Below are 18,418 nucleotides of genomic sequence, written 5' to 3' on the forward strand. Positions count from 1 at the left end.
ATGCTTTTACCATTCATCCCCGCGTTGCATCTCTTCTGCGACAGTTTGTAAATCATAGGCATTAATGATGAGCAATTCATATTCCTCATGCTGTTCCTTATATTTTTGAATGAGACGATGCACATACTTAGGGGAGCCTTCGTTTTCTTCGTCATAAACGAGCAAAGCGGCGTCAGTATTGGCGATGATGAATTTATCCTTCTCGATAAATTGCCATGGTGCTTCATAAGGGCGCTTCGTCACAGCTGTCACAAAATCCGCCTGGTTTACTATATGCATATACGTCTCTTGTTTATGCTCATTCCAATTTTTTTCTTGTTCTAAAAAAGGAGTGATGATGGAATATTTGAGTGCCGGATAGTCTTCTTTTAAATGCAATACGACTTGGGCTGCCCATGTTTCAACACCTTGCTGCCCGCTAATGACGACCCATTCAAGCCCGTCTTCCACAAGAGTGCGCAGCTGGTTTTCTATTGCGGTTTTAATGATCGCGACACCGGGATGCTTATCATTGAATATGCCAAGCTCATGCGGCCGATATCCGGTAACATAAAGTGATTTCATAGTCGATCTCCTTGCTTTAAAGTAATAGAAAGAATTTAGAATGCCTACAAAATAAAAATAAGGGCACTATGTATACACAGCGCCCTTAAAATACAGCATTTATTCACTAAATACAGCTTTGATTTGCTCAATTGCCCAATCCAAATCTTCCTTTGAAATGATTAACGGCGGAGCAAAACGAATTACTGTATCATGTGTTTCTTTGCAAAGCACTTTTCGCTCTGCAAGCTTTTCGCAATATGGACGAGCCGATTCGTGCAGCTCAACACCGATGAAAAGACCACGGCCGCGCACGTCTTTAATAACCGCATTGTCGATCGCTTCTAGCTGCGCTTTAAAGTAATTGCCAAGCTCAAGTGAACGTTCTGTCAGTTTTTCATCGAGCAATACGTCAATCGCTGCAATGGAGACCGCACATGCCAGCGGATTGCCGCCGAATGTGGAGCCATGTGAGCCAGGGTTGAATACACCGAGAATGTCGTCGTTCGCCACAACGGCAGAAATCGGATATACGCCACCGCCAAGCGCCTTGCCTAAAATATAAACGTCCGGTACAACATTTTCCCATTCGCATGCAAAAAGTTTCCCCGTACGTGATAAACCTGTTTGAATTTCGTCTGCGATAAATAGAACATTATTTTCTTTGCATAATTCATATGCCGCTTTTAGGAAGCCTTCTGTCGGGATGAGAATGCCTGCTTCCCCTTGTATAGGCTCAACAATAAATGCGGCTGTATTCGATGTAATAGCCGCCTTCAATGCATCAATATCACCGTATGGAATTAATTTGAAGCCTTCCAGCATTGGACCGAAGCCGCGCTTATATTCAGCTTCTGATGATAAAGATACAGCGCCCATCGTACGCCCGTGGAAATTGCCGTTACAGCCGATAATTTGTGCTTCATTTGCCGGTATGCCTTTAACTTCATATCCCCAACGGCGTGCAGTTTTAATCGCCGTTTCTACAGCTTCAGCACCTGTATTCATCGGCAGTACCATGTTTTTGCCGGTTAGCCGACAAAGCTTTTCATACCATACACCTAAAGTGGCACTATGGAATGCCCGCGAAGTAAGTGTGACCGCATCTGCCTGATCCTTTAATGCTTGAATAATTTTAGGGTGGCGATGTCCTTGATTTAGAGCTGAATACGCTGAAAGCATATCTAGGTAGCGGTTTCCTTCAGGGTCTGTCACCCATGCGCCCTCTGCCTTTTCGATAACAATCGGCAGCGGGTGATAATTGTGCGCCCCGAATTTTTCCGTTGTTGAAATAAGTTGCTCTGATCTTGTTGTCATGATGAAATCCTCCTTAGTAAAACATATTTACGTAAAAAATAGGAAAATCAAATACAAAGAACAAGAAGTCTACCTATAGGAGGCAGGCTTCTTCCAAATTAATGTTAACAGAATACCGAAGACGATGACAACTGTCGCAAAGTAATACGGGTAGTTAATATCAATATCGAACAGCATACCGCCTAAAATAGGACCGAAAATATTCGCCAGACTCGTAAACATGGAGTTCATGCCACCGACAAATCCTTGTTCATTGCCGGCAATCTTTGATAAATAGCTCGTTACTGCTGGACGGAATAAGTCAAATCCGACAAATACGATACACGTAACGAGTAAAATGGCAAAATAGGAGCTTACAACGGTCATTAAAAACACTAATACGCCTGATAATATTAAACTGTAGCGGATAAGCTTAATTTCCCCCCATTTTTGGGCTAATCGATCAAACAGCGCTACTTGTGCAACAGCCCCAAAAATCGCACCGCCTGTAATAATGATGGCGATATCCGTAGGAGTGAAGCTGAATTTGTGATCGACGAATAAGCTGAAGAATGATTCAAAAGCCGCTAATCCAAATGATGCGACAAAAATCAAAATAAATGCGATCAAGTACATTGGTTCTAAAATACGCTTGAAGCCGGATGTTTGCTTAGGTGCATTTTCCAGATTTTCTTCGTTGCGCTGTGGCTCGCGCAGTAAAATAATCGATAAAATGGCAGCCGTTGTACCAAGCGCCCCCGCAAAGTAGAATGGCACACGTGTACCAAAATCCGCTAAAAAGCCCCCGATGCCAGGTCCAATGATGAAGCCGGTGCTGATTGCTGCACTCATATAGCCAAGCGCTTTCGGGCGTGTCTCCATTGTCGTAATATCCGCGATAAATGCCGTTACAGCAGGCATAATAAACGCCGCACTAATCCCGCCCAATACACGAGAAATAAATAATACTTCGATTGTTTTTCCTAAACCGAATAAAAATTCTGACATTCCGAAAATAAATAAACCAAGGACGATCATAATTTTACGTCCGTATTTGTCAACCGCTTTACCAGCGAGTGGTGAAACAATTAATTGTGCAATGGCGAATGCTGCCGTTAAATAACCAACAACAGTTCCATTTATTTGCAGTTCGTTCATTAATGTCGGGAGCACTGGAATGACTAAACCGATTCCTAAAAAAGCAATAAACAAGTTTAACAGCAGTAGCCCCAATGTTACTTTATAGTCTTTCATAGTTGTTACTTCTCCTTATTTAATTGTAAAAATCAAAGTATTAAAGCGACCGTTCAACTTCAAATGATATGCCCGATAATGCTCTTCATTTGAAACCGGACCATTGGAGAACTTGCCGCTTTATATAAAAAATGATAATCCGTACTATCTAACATAAACCTTATAGTAGCTATAGAGTCAATGAAACTGTTTTAAATTATTGTAAAAAATAGTTAAAGAAGCTTGATCTTCAGTTCCACGATAAACTGGTCTTCTTCATTAGGGGAGTAATTGAGCGGCATAAATATTTCATAGACGACAGGCCCGACATTTAACTGCTTTTCTTCTATATAATGGTAAAGCTTTTGGTAATGTGTTAAATACGTATCTTGTTCAAAGATAAAAGCGATACATGCATAGCGCCCCGCACGGATAGTTTTGACCTCCATATCGGATGTTAAATGTGTAATATATCGATCTGTAAGAAGCGGAGTGAAAATATGGCTGTAATGCAGTTCATCTAGGCTGTCGTATTGCCGGAAAGGATAAATACAGCCATAGCGATTGCTTAATAAGCTGTTTTCAATTTCCAATGTTTTGATTAATGAGCTGTAGTAAGTGTTTGGAATATGATACGGTGTCAGCTCATTTGTGTGAATCGACAAAATACGGAGGGCTTCTTCATTTTTAATATAAACCGTATCCATGACATCAATGGCAAGCTGTTCCTCCATTTGTCTTTTTGTTTTATATAAAGATTGCCGAATTTCATACATGCGATTAATTTGATTTTCAATGACACTTTCTTGTTTCTGTAAAAATGAAAGGAGTTCCGCAGGTGTGAATTTTTGGGCAGCTTTAATTTCCTCTAAAGAAACACCGATATATTTGAGGGATTTAATAATATCCAAATAGTAAAGCTGTGCGTCTTTATAGTAGCGGTAATTTGTTTTTGGATCGACATATGAAGGCTTAAATAAACCAATTTGATCGTAATACCGTAATGTCTGGACCGATATATTCGTCAACTTAGCAAGCTCGCCGATTGAGTAATGTTTTTCTTCCATAATGAGTCCTCCGAAATACGTTGTTATCGGTATCGTAGCATTAATGATGGGGCGGGTAAATTAATTTAAGGAATAGGGAGAGAGGACCGAATAATAAAGCTTATCAATAAAGTTGTTTCTTGCCATGCCAGCGTATAGCAATATGAAAACTTTCATAAATATCCTTTGCTTGCGATTCAGAAATATTAGCCTTATTTTAACTTCTATAATTTATGCAAAGGACACTATCCGGATTTGCCGCTAAAATGTAATGAAGCGCCGTGCAAACACACAGCGCCACATTAAATCCTGAAAATAACTAGGATTGCAATATATGCCCGGCAATCCGAACATGTTTCTTTCTGCTGTAAAAATATCCGGCCAGCAAAATAATAAGCGCTATTGTGACCGTCCCGCCTGCAAATAGAAGAGGGGCTTTATATGTATGAAAATGCATTTCCATACGGCTCGCGATAACTGGACCGATAATTTGCCCAAACGCATAAAAGGTCGTAAGCATTGATACGACATATGCGCTCTGTTTTGGGAAGAGCTGTCTCGCATATGCTGTAGACATTGTGACAAGACCAACAAACGTAAAACCATATAAAAAGGCGGAGAGCAATACGCTCCAAACCGATTGTGAAAAGACAGGAAGCAAAATACCTAGAATTTGCAATGCATATGCCACAGCCATCATCGAAATTGAAGAAAAGCGCGACATGAGCTGCATCCAAATTGGCGCAGATGGAATAGCGGCTAAACCGACCATGACCCAGCTGTAGCCAGCGTATGCACGCAAAGGCTCAATATTATAAATAATATCTACTAAAAACGTGCCCGTCACGATATAGCCTAATCCTTCCAGCCCATATGCAATAATGAGCCAAGGCATGAAACCGCGCCAAATATTTGTATCATCGGATTTTGGCTGCTTTTCACGATCCTGCACTTGCAGATGGCGCCATAAAAAAAGTGTCGTCACTAAAAATAAGGCGGACAATGCCCCAAGTCCGAGCCATGAACCTTGCCAACGAAAGCTCGCTTCAAAAAACGGCACGAGTAGGCCTGAAAACGCAATTCCGATGCCGATTCCGCTAAATACATAGCCGCTCCAGCGCGACAATAAATTTGCCGCCAAATAATCCATTACGATGCTCGATGTCAGGACGAATATAAAACCGCCTGTCAACCCGGCAATAAAGCGCAGAATTATCCAAATTGAATAGGATTCAATCCACCCCATTAAAAATACCGAAACGACATTCAGGAGCATATTCAATAATAGAAAGTTCTTTTTCGATTTAAAAATAAAACCGGCTCCTAATGCCCCGATAAAATAGCCAATATAATTGCTTGATGCAAGCAAGCCGCCTTGCGTAAATGATAAATTTTCATCGACACGCATGAACGGTAAAATCGGCGTAAAAGCGAAGCGGCTAATCCCCATTGCAACGGCTAAAAATAATATTCCCCCTAAAATCACACTCATATGATGACGATCCATGAACATCCCCCTTTAAAAAACCTCTTCCATTGATTGTAACATTCCTAATTTTGAAAATAATAGAGAGAATTTTAATAGAAACGGGAAAAAACCTAACTTATCCCCAAAAGTTAGGTTTTGCGACCATGAGCCAAAGAAAGAAGCCCATTAAAATGATGTATTTCCAAGTAGCGCTTTTTACCATATGTATAAACTGCTCTTTCGTAAAGTCAGCACTTTCCGAAAATTTCATGGCAGGTTTAAATGCACGTGCCATAAAGAAGAGGGAGCAGACCATAACAACATATGTCACAATAAGCCAAGGAGATGTCCAAGACCAGCCGCTAAAATAAATTAGAATCAGCCCGGTAGGCACGAGGAAATGCCCGCCATTCGCAACTGCCCGCAGCAATCCTTTGAGAGAAGTGATATAGCTGTGGAGTTCAGGCTGCTCTGCATGCTCCATACGTTTCAATATAGGAAAAATAGCGAAAAGGGGACCGGTAGCAACGATGACACTTAAAATATGTAAGTAAAGCAAAATAGTGAAAAGCAATATAATCCCTCGCTAAAATATAGTTAAACACATCATAACATGAACAAAAGGAAAGGGATGTGTCGGAAATTTTTCATTTCCGGCACATCCCTATATAATCCCCTTATGAATGAGCAGGTGCTCCTTGCTCCCCTTTGTGGTTTAAGCTTTCTTGTTCTTTTGCGCGTTGTTTTTTCATTTTATTCACATCTGAACGCAATAGTAAAGAAATACCTAATGAAATTGCGATTAAGAAACTGAATAGGTAAAATACAGGCACATAGCTGTTTGCAGCTTCGTGAATTGTTGATACGATAATCGGTCCGAAAATACCGCCAAGTGACCATGTCGTCAATAAATAACCATGAATTACCCCAAGCTGCTTCGTACCGAATAAATCACTCGCGAATGCTGGCAAGTTCGAGAATCCGCCGCCATAACAACTAACTACTAAGAAAATGAATAGTTGTAAAAGAATCGCGTTTGTCGTGAATGGTAACGTAATAAAGGCAATCAACTGAATCGTGAAGAAAATAACGAATACGTTAGAACGCCCGATATAATCTGATCCTGCCGCCCAAAGTAAGCGACCGCCACCATTGAATAATCCCATTAAACCAACCATTGCTGCAGCAGCGGCAACAGATAGACCAGCGATTTCCTGTGCCATTGGAGAGGCAACTGAAATCATCATTAAACCGGATGTTACATTAATCAAGTGCATTGCCCAAAGCATCCAGAATTGCTTTGTGCGGACTGCTTCACGAGCAGACATTTGTGCAATTTCCTGTGTTTTTGACTTTCCTGAAGCGACCGTTTCTTCCACTTCACCTGGTTTAGGCGGTGCAATATAAAGTGCTCCGATTATCATTAATACAAAATAGCTAACTCCTAAAATGAAGTAAGTGTTTGAAATCCCGACAGCTTCCATTAATCTTGCAGCAACTGGCGCAGTAATTAGCGCACCAGAACCAAATCCTAATACAGCCATCCCTGTCGCTAAACCGCGACGATTCGGGAACCATTTAACAAGCGTCGACACCGGTGCAATATAGCCGATCCCCATACCAAGACCACTTAGCAGCCCGTATGTCAACCAGTATAGAACAACCGAATCCATAGCGATTGCAATACCTGCGCCGCCTTGTCCTAAACCAAATAGCACCGCGGCAACCATCGCTGCTTTTCTCGGTCCTAATTTTTCTACTGTACTGCCAAATAGTGCGGCAGCAAAACCAGCTAATCCCATCATAATTGTAAACGCAATCGTAATTTGCGAAGCATCCCAACCAAGCTCTGTAGCAATTGGATTTTTATACACACTATATGCATAAGCTCCACCAATTGAAAGGTGAATAGCAATAGCTGATGCAGCAATAAGCCAACGATTCTTTTTCATCTAAATTCCCCCTCACACATATTAAAATATCGTTTTTACGATAATTTTCTACTTGAAGTAGATGTGTCGAATATATGAACATCCATGTACAATAACTTAACATTAAATTATTATGTTGTGCAAGTGGAATTTTAAAAATAAATTATGTCGAAAAAACATATATTTCTCTTTTGTGTAATAAAATCGTACTTGAAGTAATGATTTATTATAAGAAAAACAGTGTAATAACGTTGTTAAATCAAGGTTTTGATAATATTATCGATTTTGTAGGGTATAACAATATTGAAATAACAGGATAATATTGTAAGTTGGTATATATTCTACTTGAATAACTAATTTTGCTTAGTTTGGCTATTAAATTCTGGTAGGTGCATAATTTTAAATATCGAAAATTGCTATTGAACTCATAATATAACAGTGACTAATACACAGGAAAGTGATGTGAAAATCGTTTTATGCATTGGTAAATCAAGGTTTTGGCAGAAGTAAACCCGAAATTATACAGTGGTTTTCTTTTTGTTTTAACTTAATGGGTAACTGTTTATAACAGTTTGAAAATAAGGAATTTACGAAGTTTCGCTGGAGATTTTCTCTTAAAAAAGAAATAAATTTAACAAAAGAAGGAATTTATTTGAATTGGGGAATGTGAAAACTTCTTATAAAAACATAGGGAAGCCCACAAAAAAGTGGCTAGTATTTAATATGTATAAAAATACTAACGTTCCATTGCGATGCAAATAAATTATTTGACGTCCAGCGATCTGTTCACTAAAGTCAAAATAGTGATAAGAAAAGAGGCGAAATTTTATGAAAAAAATAGATCCGAAACAATTATCAGAACATGAAAACTATAAATTTTTGATTGGTTCAATTATTCCAAGGCCAATTGCATTTGTTACGTCCATTTCCGAAGAAGGTGTAGTGAATGCAGCACCGTTTAGCTTTTTTAATATTGTATCATCGAATCCTCCGATGATTTCGGTGAGCATTCAGCGCAAATCTGGTGAAATGAAGGATACAGCAAGGAATATTCGTGCAAATCGTCAATTTGTCATCCATATTGTCGACTCCGAAAATGTGGCTCAAGTAAATGAAACAGCGGCAAATTTGCCTCCACAGCAAAGCGAAGTAGAGCATGCCCAAATGTCATTAGTCAGGAGTGTTAAAATCGATGTCCCAGGTGTAAAAGAAGCGAAAGTGCGGCTTGAATGTGTACTTGAAAAAGCATTGGAACTTGGGGGCGATTGGAAAAATCCCGGCTGCGATCTTATCATTGCGAAAGTAGTGTACTATCATATAGAAGAAAGTATTTTCGAAAATGGCCGAATTGATCCGCATGGACTTGGGGCGATTAGCCGTTTGGCAGGAAATGATTATGCAAAAATCGGCGAGCAATTCACGATTGAACGCCCGCAGTAATAAAGGAGGAAGGCAAATGTTGCAAATAAAACAAATCGAACTATTTAATATCGAATTGCCATTGATCGAACCATTTATCGTAAGCTATGGCACTTACCCGAATATGCCGTCGATTATCGTAAAAATGACGTCCGAATGCGGATTGGTCGGATGGGGAGAAGCGGTACCTGATGAGCATGTCACAGGAGAAACGCTGGAAGGTACGTATGCCGTGCTGAAACATACGTTGGCACCAGCGATGATCGGCGAAAATCCGATGAACTTTGAAAAAATTCATGCACAAATGGATACCCTCATTTACAGTGCACCAGCTGCTAAAGCGGCAATTGATATTGCTTGCTTTGATATAGCGGGGAAAAAGCTTCGTGTGCCAGCATACCAATTAACTGGTGGCCGTTATTACGAAAAATTTCCGATTACACATGTATTAAGTATTGGAACACCTGAAAAAATGGCTAAAGAAGCGGCAGAACATGTGGAAATGGGCTACAATTCCTTCAAAATGAAAGTGGGCCGTGATGTAATCAGCGATGTAGCACGTATTAAAGCGGTGCGTGAACGCGTTGGTGACGATATTGCGATTCGTGTTGATGTGAACCAGGGCTGGGGAAATAGTTCAACAACGATGCAAGCAGTGCGGGAGCTGGAACATCTGAATATCGATTGGCTAGAACAGCCGGTGCGTGCAGATGACATTGATGGCATGGTTGAAATCAAATCTAAAACATCAATCCCTGTCATGATCGACGAAGGTTTACGCGGTGTAAGGGAAATGCGTGAAATCATCGCAAAGCGTGCGGCGGATAAAGTGAACATTAAATTAATGAAATGCGGCGGCATGTATCCTGCGATGAAGCTTGCCCATATGGCGGAAATGGCAGGAATCGAATGCCAAATCGGGTCAATGGTCGAGTCATCAGTCGGTTCGTCGGCTGGTTTCCATGTGGCATTTTCGAATAAAGTATTCAAAAGTGTTGAATTAACGGGTCCTTTGAAGTTTTCTAAAGATATCGGGAATCTTCAATATAATGTGCCGTATATCCAGCTGAACGAACAAGCGGGATTGGGCGTGGATGTGGATGAAGCGATTTTAGCGGAATTGACGCGTGAAAAATGTGTGGTGCGGTAAATGATTGGGACGGGATTTTTAGGTATTGATGCATATGAAGTGCATTTATTGGACGAATCACATATTCCCGAGCTGATGACGCTGCAGCAGGAAGTCGTTAGTGCATTGCCTAATAAAGCGATATTACAGCCGCTTGATGAAGATGAGCTGGGCTTTATTTTAAGAGGGAACGGGCTGATGATCGGCGTGTTTGTAGGAGGGAAGCTAATTGCATTCCGGGCTTTGCTGGAGCCTGTAATTGATGATGAACATTTAGGCTATGATATCGGGTTGCAATCAGAAGCCGAACTGAAAAAAGTGCTTTATCAGGAAATTTCAAATGTGCATCCGAAATATCGCGGTTTTGGATTACAACGTACGATGGCGGATATTATTATGCAGCAAATTGATTTAACGAAATATAATATCGTTTGTGCAACGGTAATGCCGGGAAATATCGCCAGTATGAAAGATAAATTTTCGCAAAATATGCATATTGCTGCATTGAAATTGAAGTATGGCGGAAAGCTGCGCTATATGTTTATGAAACAATTGCCTGAAGCAAGGAGTTATTGGACTGAAGAACGATTTGTTTCAATGAACGATTCAAATGCACAACAACAGCTTTTAGAAGCTGGGTTTATTGGTTTTTCAATGAAAGCGGAAGGGCATGACTGGTTTATTCAATATGTAAAATAATAAAGGATGTGGCGATTATTATATATTCGCCACATCCTTTATCGATTTAATCCATACCATGTCGTGTGAGTGCTCCTTTAAATATCATTGTCGTCAAAGCTGTCTAAATCGAAGAAGTCACTGTCATCTTCGAATAAGTAGGATACATCGTTTTCATCTGATGCCAAGTATGTGTAATTTGTCATTTGTATCAGCTCCTTTTTATAACTATACAATATTCAGAAAATTATGTAAAGTAAAATTTCCTCTTTTTAATTGACTGTCAATTCATAAAATCCATTGGAATCTATGTTTTGTGCATATGTCTCCGCTTACATCTCGCATGAAAAAATATTTTATAAAGCGTTTTCATACATGTTTTCATACATTTCAATCTATAATTTTATCGGCATTATATCGAAGCAATATAATTATTGGAACTTTTTATTTTGTTGAATGTATATATACAAAAGGGAATGGAGTGATTTTGATGGAGAAAAAACCGTTTAACGATGCAGATGCGCAATATCAAAAGCATGTAGGCACACCAAGTTCTTATAATATGAAGCAAATACCGAAGCCGATCCGTATAATCGGTTATTTTATGATCGGTTTTATGGCAATCGCCGCTGCATTCATCATTTTAGCGATCATGCTGGATAAAGTACTCTAGCATTGTGTGAATATACGTGAGTTTCTTTTTCTCGAACTGCCTATAATATTCAACACTGTATATTAATAAACTATATATTAGTAAATGAACAAATACTGCTCATTCTAGAGCGAGTGGCACAAAATTGCGTTCGTCTTCAGCAGTTCGAGAAAGTGATCAGATGGGCAGGCCGGATTATTGCAATTGATGATGGTCATGAAGAAGGTTAACGGTTATTAATGCTTGTCCATTACTATTCAGGAAATTGCCGGGAAGCGATCAAACATTATGAGTGCTGTGTAGATGTGCTGGATGACCAATATAAAATCACGCCGATGAAACCGACCGAGCGACTATATGAGCTTGTGTTGAAAATGTGAATAGATTGATTGGGAACTATGTTGCAGATGCCATTCAACCAGGCTTTTTTATTGGGGTGCAGGAGCGTTACTGCTTTTTTTATTAGAATAATGGAGCGGGTTATTAGAAGAAATCAGAGCTTTATTAGAAGAAATGGAGCAGATATTAGAAGTTGGTTGAAATTGAAGTGGAATGGAGCATTGATTGCCGGTAATCGGAGGGAAAAGTCTTGCCGTAGTTTGTTATTAGAACAATTGAACAGCTTATTAGAACAAGACGGAGGGATATTAGAAGATTGAGAACCGATATTAGCCCATTTCGAAGTGATATTAGAACAACCGCACGATATATTAGAAAATCGCAATTATATTAGAACAAAATATTATTTATTAGAATAAATCAGCTTTTATTAGAACAAATCTTCAGCTGCAAAGAAATTATGAATAAAGCGGTTGGAATTTTGGAACAAGTTCTGTTAACCGAAAAAATGCATCAGGTGTAGAATCAGCTTTCACACGGTGAAAAAAGAAAACTGGAAATCGGAATTTTACTGGCAATTGATACTGGAATTTTACTGTTGGATGAGCCGACAGCCGGTATGTCATTGGAGGAAGTACCTGCAATATTGGATGTGATTCGTTCGATTAAGGAGCGCGGTGATATAACGATTTTATTGATCGAACACAAAATGGATATGATTATCGATCTGTCCGACTCCATTATGATGCTGTTCAACGGTGCGCTTTTAGCTGACGGGTCATCTGAGGAAATCATGAACAATGAAATGGTCCAACAAGCGTATTTAGGAGACCTTGCATATGAGTAATATTTTAACGCTGGAGCGTGTGGAGACATTTATTTCACAATATCATATTTTGCTAGGCATCAATTTTGAAGCAAAAGCTGGAGAAGTATCGGTTTTGCTAGAGCGGGATGGCGCCGGGAAAACGACGACACTTCGCACAATTATGGGATTGACACTGGCATCAATAGGGACGATTCAGTTATTCCCGGATTTGAAAAAGCAAGGCGGCAATCTATCGGGTGGCAAAATGCAAATGCTTGCGATGGCAAGGGCTTTTGTCAATGACAGCAAACTGCTTTTAATCGATGAACCATCCAAAGGTCTTGCATCAATTGTTATTGAGAAAGTAATAGAAGATATTACCAAAATGAAAAAGCATACTTCGATCGTACTTGTCGAACAGAACTTTATGGTGGCGAGTAAAATCGGCGATATATTTACATTGATTGATGATGGGCGGACTGTGCAATCAGGGAAAATGCAAGGTTTAATTGAAGGCGAACAGCTGAAGCGTAAATATTTAGGGATCGGATAAGGAGGGAAAGCAGATGGAACTAATAATCAGTTTAACGATAAATGGACTAGCGACAGGAATGCTTATTTTCTTGCTGGCGGCAGGATTGACGATTTTATTCAGGTTAATGGACGTGCTGAACTTTGCGCACGGCGGACTGTTCGTATGGGGTGCCTATACTGGGGTATTCACTTATTTATGGAGCAACAGCTTTTTAGTCGGAATTGTTGTCGCGATTCTCACAGGACTTGTTCTAGGGTTTATTACGGAACAGCTTATTATTAAGCCGGTTTACGGAAATCACGTACAGCAGAATTTAATTACGCTCGGGTTCATGCTCGTGCTGCAGAAAATGATTAAAGTAGTTTTCGGTCCAAACGTTATTTGCTTTGCAGCGGTAAAGCATTTTTTGGAAGAAGGCGCAAAAGCAGCCATCGTAGACTATGACAAACAACAAGGCGGAAAAATTGAAACAGAGCCGGGGAGAATGTCGCTTTCTTTGCATTTGCGCAATTCCTGTTAATAAGTTCAAATGAGTTTTATAAAGCTTAAATAGCGGCCTCTTTATACAGTTATTACATCCAATTACCGTGTGGGTATGAGCTAAACCTCGTGCATTTGCTTTTGCTTCAGGGCAAAACTGAATGCTGCGGTTGCAGGCTTAGGCTAAAAATGCAGACCATTTATGACCGCTATAGCTATGATGATGGCAATAAAGTGCAGCTTTTACTTGAAAAAGCTCTGTTGTTTTATGTGCAATATGCTTGTGAACAGCGGAATATTGCAAACGCTGAAAAATATAACAGCCAAATTTTTTATGATCGCAGTTCCTCTAATGCCGACAGTGCTTCAATTGCACCGACTTTCTCGCATACTTTTGATGCGGCAAGATTGGCGAATTCAATAATCGATACCCATTCATTGAACGATAGATTCATTACATCATGTTTGCTCAGCTGATATAAAACAGCACCGACAAAGGCATCACCTGCACCAGTTGTATCAATTGAATTTACAGGGTTTGCGGGGATAGACGTGATTTGGCCATTTAGAATGAGCAATGTACCAGAAGCCCCTTGTGTAATCGCAATTGTTTTGCCATCAAACTGTGTCAGCCATTCCACTGCCAGCTCAAAGTTGTCTGTACGTGCCAATAATAATAATTCTTCATCACTCATTTTAATGAAATGGGCTGCTTCTATGAAAGGTTCGCATTTTCGGATAAAACTTTCTGTATCATGCTTCCAAAGGTCTGCGCGGTAATTCGGGTCGAATGAAATAAAATGATTTTGCAATAATAATGTTTGCATTAATTGCTCGTAAGTTCTGCTAAATGGCTCGCTTAAAAGAGCTGTTGCTGAACCGAAATGAATTATATCAATCGCCATTAATTGCTGTAAATTCACGTCTTCAATGCGAAGTAACTCATCGGCACCACGGTTGAAAATGAAATCGCGCTCTCCATTCGCCTCTCTTGAAACAAAGGCTAAAGTAGTAGGTGCAGACGGATCTAAAATAAGCTGATCTGTATGAACACCTGCTTTCTCGAGCGTTTGTTTGAGGAAGTGGCCAAATGCATCATCGCCCACTTTTCCGCAAAAATAGGAATGCCCGCCAAGTTTTGCGATTGCTGCTGCCACATTTGCCGGAGCTCCGCCTGCCTGTTTTTCAAATGTCGTTGCTTCTATAATCGATTGTTCGGTTTGTGTTGTGAAAAAATCGATTAATAATTCACCGATACATAAAATATCCTTCATATGCGTTTCCTCCAAAATTATGTGTTTCATTAAATTTTGGCATAAAATAGGCGAAATTAAAAATAATTGCACTGATATAGTTTATTTATATATTTTGAATTGAAATCCGATAAATGCGATTAGCCAGAAAGACAATCAATTGCGCCACAGCATCAGACCTATGAATTCTATTGTTGATTCCTTCGCTCCTTCAAAACGCTAAAGGAAGGATGAAACATTGAATACCTAGGGAAGGGAGAAACTGTTTTCATAAGTCCGTTACTGTTCACCCAATATTAATTGTGCGGCATTCAATCCTGATATGACAGCACCTTCCATCGTGGCGAAAAATGGCTGACGAGTATAATCCCCAGCCAATATTAAACCTTTAATGGGCGTTTGCTGTTCAGGACGCAGATGATCGTAATTCGGCTCAAGGCTGTGAAAATCTTCGGGATGGCTTACAACTCTGTATTGGATTAAACCAGCCTCCAAATCCAACCCTAATTCTTTTCCATCCTTTTGTACATTTTTTAATATATCCTCATGATTCATTTTAAGGAATTTTTCGGGTGGCGTCAGTATAATGGAAATTCTGCCTGGGACATGCTTAAAAGTGGAACGGGACTGCTCGGCAAAGCTTGCAAGTGAAGTGAGGGGGCCGAATGTCGTTCGATCAACAGGAAGCACAGGCTTTTCAAACTCCATTTGAATCGTTACTGCGGGCATTGTTGGTAACCGGAATAAATTCTCGAAGAACGGATGTGTTGAAAAATGGTTTGCCAATATCTTTTTGGCCCCGCCTAGATTCGCTGTGATTACTGTATGTTCTGCCCTTACCTCGTTGCCACCATCCAACTGGACTCCGGTAATAATCCCTTGATCCATAATTAAATTCTTAACGCCTGAACCGGTCTTGATCACCCCTTTGTTTTTGACGATTTGGTGTGCGATCGGGTTAGCCAGAATCTCTGTCATACCACCTAGATAAGCGCCGATCCTTAATTTATAGAACCGCTTGACGCCTGGTAGAAATAATCCGAAAAATGCTTTTGCTGAATATCTTTCGGGAGGTAGGAAGAATATCCCTGAGCTTAGTGGGATAACGACAAAATTCAATGCATCCTCACTTACATGATACTTTTCAGCAAATTCCCTTACACTGAATTGGTCCAATTTATCGGGATGCTTTATATATTGCAGAAATCCATTTGTGAAAAAAGAAATCAGTGAAAGCTTATCTTCTAGCGAGAGGAGATCATTGTTGCCGATAGCGCCTTTAATTGTTTCAATTGGGCCGTAAATCGGTGAAATTCCAAAGGATTTCTTTTCTTTGCTACCTTTTATTCGAATATCGATTTGCTCTTCCCACTGAATGATCTCATCAACTTCAACTCCAACCTTTTTCAGAATTTTCGGCAAAGCTTCATAATAACCTATATGTCGGTGCAAACCGGATTCAACGACCATCCCATTCTCATCCCAAGAAGACGTTCTGCCACCGATAACTTCATTCTTCTCGAGCACAATAACGGATTTTCCGCTTTCGCTTAATTCCAAAGCTGTTGTTAAACCAGCCAAACCTGAGCCCACGATAATGACATCGAATTTTTCCAAAATGCATCCTCCTCATGTATATAGAAATCCAAGTCTCTTCATAATTAATCCCCATAAATGCAAGGGGGCTAAACATGTATGGGGTTACTCACTTAATTAAACTATCATGCACATTTAGTTTAATTAGCATTACTCTTTAAATTATTAATAGAATTTGATTTAGAGCATTTTCCAAACGGATGACCAGAAGGAGATCATTTTGACATTGAACAACAGATCATTCCTATGTTCGGTGCCGATTGGGATGAGGAAGAGCGATTGAAATTACAGGCTATGTATGAAGCAGAGATCCTAGTGGCAGATGCGTACTTAGCGAATGATCCAGAAGCGGTTGCTTTAAGTATGGATAGTTATGAAAAGTTTGAGAATCATAAGTACGAGAATGAGGAGCAGCATGCTTATCGTAACAAAATTGTGTTTGAGAGTAACGTAGATTTTCCTTGGCGCTTTCAAGCATACGAATGGTATTTAAAGGAAAATCAATATAGAGAGGAAGCGATCATTGCGTATATGAACGATGAATCTGAAGGCCAGAAAAAGAGACTGCAGCAACTTTTAGATGAAAAGCGATTTGCTGTATATTCAGATGTTGTAACAAGTAATTTTAAAACGTATAAAACTTCGATTGCGATTGCGATTTTTGTAAGTATTGCCATCCTGGTCTCACCGGTTTTTATTCGAGATCAAATAGCGAATGTTGTGCCGTTACAGTATTCATCTGCAAAAGGACGCAGATTGTACCGAACGAAATGGTTTGCTGGGCTTTTCAGCGGCACTTTACTTTCGGCTACCTTATTGCTATTTTATATGGCGCTGTATGGAACGAATGAGACGCAGTCACATTTTGATTTACCGTTGACATCATTTGGCTGGAATTATCATTGGTATGACATAACGTTTTGGCAATATATTATTCTTTCGGTCGTTGTAATCTTTGTACTTTCTGTTGTTTTGACGATTTTAACAATGGCCATTTCAAGTGTTGTACCGAATAGGATTGTCTTAATCGGCGTGCAAATCGTTATGCTATTTTTGATGATTGCTGTTGGAGCAGTCTATGTAGTTCAGGATGTAATTGGTCTAAAATACGCACAACAATTTGTACCAAGTCTATTTGGCGGGTTCACGCTGTTTACAGTGTTAATAATGTGCGCTATTTGGAAGAGAGAGTCAAAAAGAGACATTGCATAAAAACCCGTATAAACAATGTTCCAATAAAAAATCGGTAAACGTTGTTATAGCAGTGTTTACCGATTTTCCTTATGCCCCAAACTTTAATTTAAGAACGTTATTTAGGTTTGTTTTGTATATGCTATAAATCGTTTGTTTCGCAAAAAAATCCGTTAATACAATTATATTTAACTAATCCAAGTCATTTTCACTTCTTTGGGTCTCCATTTATTACCTTTATAATGAACTTTAACTTCTATTCCAATTGCCCCTAAACCCGAACGATACTTAGAGCCTTCAAATAAGATTTTATTGTTGAACTTAAAATCAATTTTTTCTATTTTAAGAAGTACGCCGTCCAAACGCATCATATCTGGATTATATAATCCCTTTTCTTCCAGTTGTTCAAGAGTAGCGTCCATTACTTCGACTTTATATTTTTCTTTAAAGTAGTTTAAAATTTCCTTTTTATCGCTTGCATCTACTTCCTCAGAATTACTCAAATCAATGGCTATATACTCCATATCACTATTTAATCCTTCATCCTGTTTCATTATTGAGTCCAATGCAACGATATATATTTCTCCTAAATGTTCCTTTGGTTCTATTCCAGCAGTGCAAGCGGAAAGCAATATCGATACAATAATCAAAATACTAAAAAATTTAAACTTCAAATTTACCACCTCCTACACATATAGACATGTAGAACTCCCTAAAAGTTACATAAATTTCAATAATTCGGCCCTTCACCAAAAGTTGGGGATGACAAAACTTCATGCCAAGGCGAGTTGATTGGAATGGAGGGGAGGCGACTCCAGCGG

Annotated in this window: 17 protein-coding genes and 2 pseudogenes; 9 read left to right on the forward strand and 10 right to left on the reverse strand. The window is 39.5% G+C overall.

What is annotated here, in order from left to right; genetic code table 11:
• Positions 1–6: 6 nt before the first annotated feature.
• From ACTHOQ_RS13450 to ACTHOQ_RS13480, 7 genes are all read right to left on the reverse strand, one after another.
• Positions 7–564, reverse strand: coding sequence for an SLOG family protein (locus tag ACTHOQ_RS13450; RefSeq protein WP_440496664.1), 558 nt, complete (start codon positions 562–564; stop codon positions 7–9).
• A 99-nt stretch (positions 565–663) separates the two neighbouring features.
• A complete protein-coding gene (locus ACTHOQ_RS13455) occupies positions 664–1,860 on the reverse strand; it encodes an ornithine--oxo-acid transaminase (protein ID WP_440496665.1) in 1,197 nt (398 codons plus the stop codon).
• Positions 1,861–1,929: 69 nt separating this feature from the next.
• Positions 1,930–3,093 (reverse strand): MFS transporter, encoded by a 1,164-nt coding sequence (locus ACTHOQ_RS13460; RefSeq protein ID WP_440496666.1) that lies wholly within the window; start codon positions 3,091–3,093, stop codon positions 1,930–1,932.
• 212 nt (positions 3,094–3,305) lie between these two features.
• Positions 3,306–4,139, reverse strand: a complete 834-nt coding sequence (locus tag ACTHOQ_RS13465; protein ID WP_440496667.1) for a MerR family transcriptional regulator — start codon at positions 4,137–4,139, stop codon at positions 3,306–3,308.
• Positions 4,140–4,437: 298 nt separating this feature from the next.
• A complete protein-coding gene (locus ACTHOQ_RS13470; protein ID WP_440496668.1) occupies positions 4,438–5,625 on the reverse strand; it encodes a YbfB/YjiJ family MFS transporter in 1,188 nt (395 codons plus the stop codon).
• A gap of 97 nt (positions 5,626–5,722) precedes the next feature.
• Positions 5,723–6,160 carry a hypothetical protein gene (locus ACTHOQ_RS13475; RefSeq protein ID WP_440496669.1) on the reverse strand — a complete coding sequence of 146 codons (438 nt, stop codon included), beginning with the start codon at positions 6,158–6,160 and terminating at the stop codon, positions 5,723–5,725.
• A 103-nt stretch (positions 6,161–6,263) separates the two neighbouring features.
• Positions 6,264–7,538 (reverse strand): L-lactate MFS transporter, encoded by a 1,275-nt coding sequence (locus ACTHOQ_RS13480; protein ID WP_440496670.1) that lies wholly within the window; start codon positions 7,536–7,538, stop codon positions 6,264–6,266.
• An 807-nt stretch (positions 7,539–8,345) separates the two neighbouring features.
• Here ACTHOQ_RS13480 and ACTHOQ_RS13485 point away from each other — a divergent pair.
• The 8 genes and pseudogenes from ACTHOQ_RS13485 to ACTHOQ_RS13520 all read left to right on the forward strand — a co-directional run.
• Positions 8,346–8,957, forward strand: coding sequence for a flavin reductase family protein (locus ACTHOQ_RS13485; RefSeq protein ID WP_440496671.1), 612 nt, complete (start codon positions 8,346–8,348; stop codon positions 8,955–8,957).
• A gap of 19 nt (positions 8,958–8,976) precedes the next feature.
• Positions 8,977–10,086 carry a mandelate racemase/muconate lactonizing enzyme family protein gene (locus ACTHOQ_RS13490; RefSeq protein WP_440496681.1) on the forward strand — a complete coding sequence of 370 codons (1,110 nt, stop codon included), beginning with the start codon at positions 8,977–8,979 and terminating at the stop codon, positions 10,084–10,086.
• Positions 10,087–10,764 (forward strand): GNAT family N-acetyltransferase, encoded by a 678-nt coding sequence (locus tag ACTHOQ_RS13495; protein WP_440496672.1) that lies wholly within the window; start codon positions 10,087–10,089, stop codon positions 10,762–10,764. It abuts the gene before it with no gap.
• 469 nt (positions 10,765–11,233) lie between these two features.
• Positions 11,234–11,416: an amino acid transporter gene (locus ACTHOQ_RS13500; RefSeq protein ID WP_440496673.1), complete on the forward strand. Its 183-nt coding sequence runs from the start codon at positions 11,234–11,236 to the stop codon at positions 11,414–11,416.
• 218 nt (positions 11,417–11,634) lie between these two features.
• Positions 11,635–11,775, forward strand: coding sequence for a bacterial transcriptional activator domain-containing protein (locus tag ACTHOQ_RS13505; RefSeq protein ID WP_440496674.1), 141 nt, complete (start codon positions 11,635–11,637; stop codon positions 11,773–11,775).
• 407 nt (positions 11,776–12,182) lie between these two features.
• Positions 12,183–12,581: pseudogene (locus ACTHOQ_RS13510) on the forward strand (ATP-binding cassette domain-containing protein); the annotation flags it as partial.
• On the forward strand, positions 12,574–13,095 hold the full coding sequence (locus ACTHOQ_RS13515) for an ATP-binding cassette domain-containing protein (protein ID WP_440496675.1): 522 nt from the start codon (positions 12,574–12,576) through the stop codon (positions 13,093–13,095). The pseudogene ACTHOQ_RS13510 and the gene ACTHOQ_RS13515, both read left to right, overlap by 8 nt.
• Before the next feature lie 13 nt (positions 13,096–13,108).
• A pseudogene (locus tag ACTHOQ_RS13520) lies at positions 13,109–13,453 on the forward strand (ABC transporter permease subunit); the annotation flags it as partial.
• A gap of 436 nt (positions 13,454–13,889) precedes the next feature.
• Here the strand turns inward: ACTHOQ_RS13520 and ACTHOQ_RS13525 are convergent.
• Complete coding sequence (locus ACTHOQ_RS13525; RefSeq protein ID WP_440496676.1) at positions 13,890–14,831, reverse strand: carbohydrate kinase family protein; 942 nt, start codon at positions 14,829–14,831, stop codon at positions 13,890–13,892.
• 258 nt (positions 14,832–15,089) lie between these two features.
• On the reverse strand, positions 15,090–16,427 hold the full coding sequence (locus ACTHOQ_RS13530) for a hydroxysqualene dehydroxylase (protein WP_440496677.1): 1,338 nt from the start codon (positions 16,425–16,427) through the stop codon (positions 15,090–15,092).
• Positions 16,428–16,685: 258 nt separating this feature from the next.
• On the opposite strand from ACTHOQ_RS13530, the gene ACTHOQ_RS13535 reads away from it, so the two are divergent.
• Positions 16,686–17,618, forward strand: a complete 933-nt coding sequence (locus ACTHOQ_RS13535; protein WP_440496678.1) for a hypothetical protein — start codon at positions 16,686–16,688, stop codon at positions 17,616–17,618.
• A 167-nt stretch (positions 17,619–17,785) separates the two neighbouring features.
• Here the strand turns inward: ACTHOQ_RS13535 and ACTHOQ_RS13540 are convergent, their stop codons facing one another.
• Positions 17,786–18,271 carry a peptide ABC transporter substrate-binding protein gene (locus ACTHOQ_RS13540; protein WP_440496679.1) on the reverse strand — a complete coding sequence of 162 codons (486 nt, stop codon included), beginning with the start codon at positions 18,269–18,271 and terminating at the stop codon, positions 17,786–17,788.
• Positions 18,272–18,418 lie beyond the last annotated feature (147 nt).

Origin of the sequence: Solibacillus silvestris (genome assembly GCF_051967575.1) — a bacterium.
Lineage (GTDB): Bacteria > Bacillota > Bacilli > Bacillales_A > Planococcaceae > Solibacillus > Solibacillus silvestris_B.

Excerpts from the sequence above, each read along its gene's own strand:
- ACTHOQ_RS13450 (WP_440496664.1), bottom strand. The coding sequence starts at position 564 with ATGAAATCACTTTATGTTACCGGATATCGGCCGCATGAGCTTGGCATA.
- ACTHOQ_RS13455 (WP_440496665.1), bottom strand. The coding sequence starts at position 1,860 with ATGACAACAAGATCAGAGCAACTTATTTCAACAACGGAAAAATTCGGG.
- ACTHOQ_RS13460 (WP_440496666.1), bottom strand. The coding sequence starts at position 3,093 with ATGAAAGACTATAAAGTAACATTGGGGCTACTGCTGTTAAACTTGTTT.
- ACTHOQ_RS13465 (WP_440496667.1), bottom strand. The coding sequence starts at position 4,139 with ATGGAAGAAAAACATTACTCAATCGGCGAGCTTGCTAAGTTGACGAAT.
- ACTHOQ_RS13470 (WP_440496668.1), bottom strand. The coding sequence starts at position 5,625 with ATGGATCGTCATCATATGAGTGTGATTTTAGGGGGAATATTATTTTTA.
- ACTHOQ_RS13480 (WP_440496670.1), bottom strand. The coding sequence starts at position 7,538 with ATGAAAAAGAATCGTTGGCTTATTGCTGCATCAGCTATTGCTATTCAC.
- ACTHOQ_RS13485 (WP_440496671.1), top strand. The coding sequence starts at position 8,346 with ATGAAAAAAATAGATCCGAAACAATTATCAGAACATGAAAACTATAAA.
- ACTHOQ_RS13495 (WP_440496672.1), top strand. The coding sequence starts at position 10,087 with ATGATTGGGACGGGATTTTTAGGTATTGATGCATATGAAGTGCATTTA.
- ACTHOQ_RS13500 (WP_440496673.1), top strand. The coding sequence starts at position 11,234 with ATGGAGAAAAAACCGTTTAACGATGCAGATGCGCAATATCAAAAGCAT.
- ACTHOQ_RS13505 (WP_440496674.1), top strand. The coding sequence starts at position 11,635 with ATGCTTGTCCATTACTATTCAGGAAATTGCCGGGAAGCGATCAAACAT.
- ACTHOQ_RS13515 (WP_440496675.1), top strand. The coding sequence starts at position 12,574 with ATGAGTAATATTTTAACGCTGGAGCGTGTGGAGACATTTATTTCACAA.
- ACTHOQ_RS13525 (WP_440496676.1), bottom strand. The coding sequence starts at position 14,831 with ATGAAGGATATTTTATGTATCGGTGAATTATTAATCGATTTTTTCACA.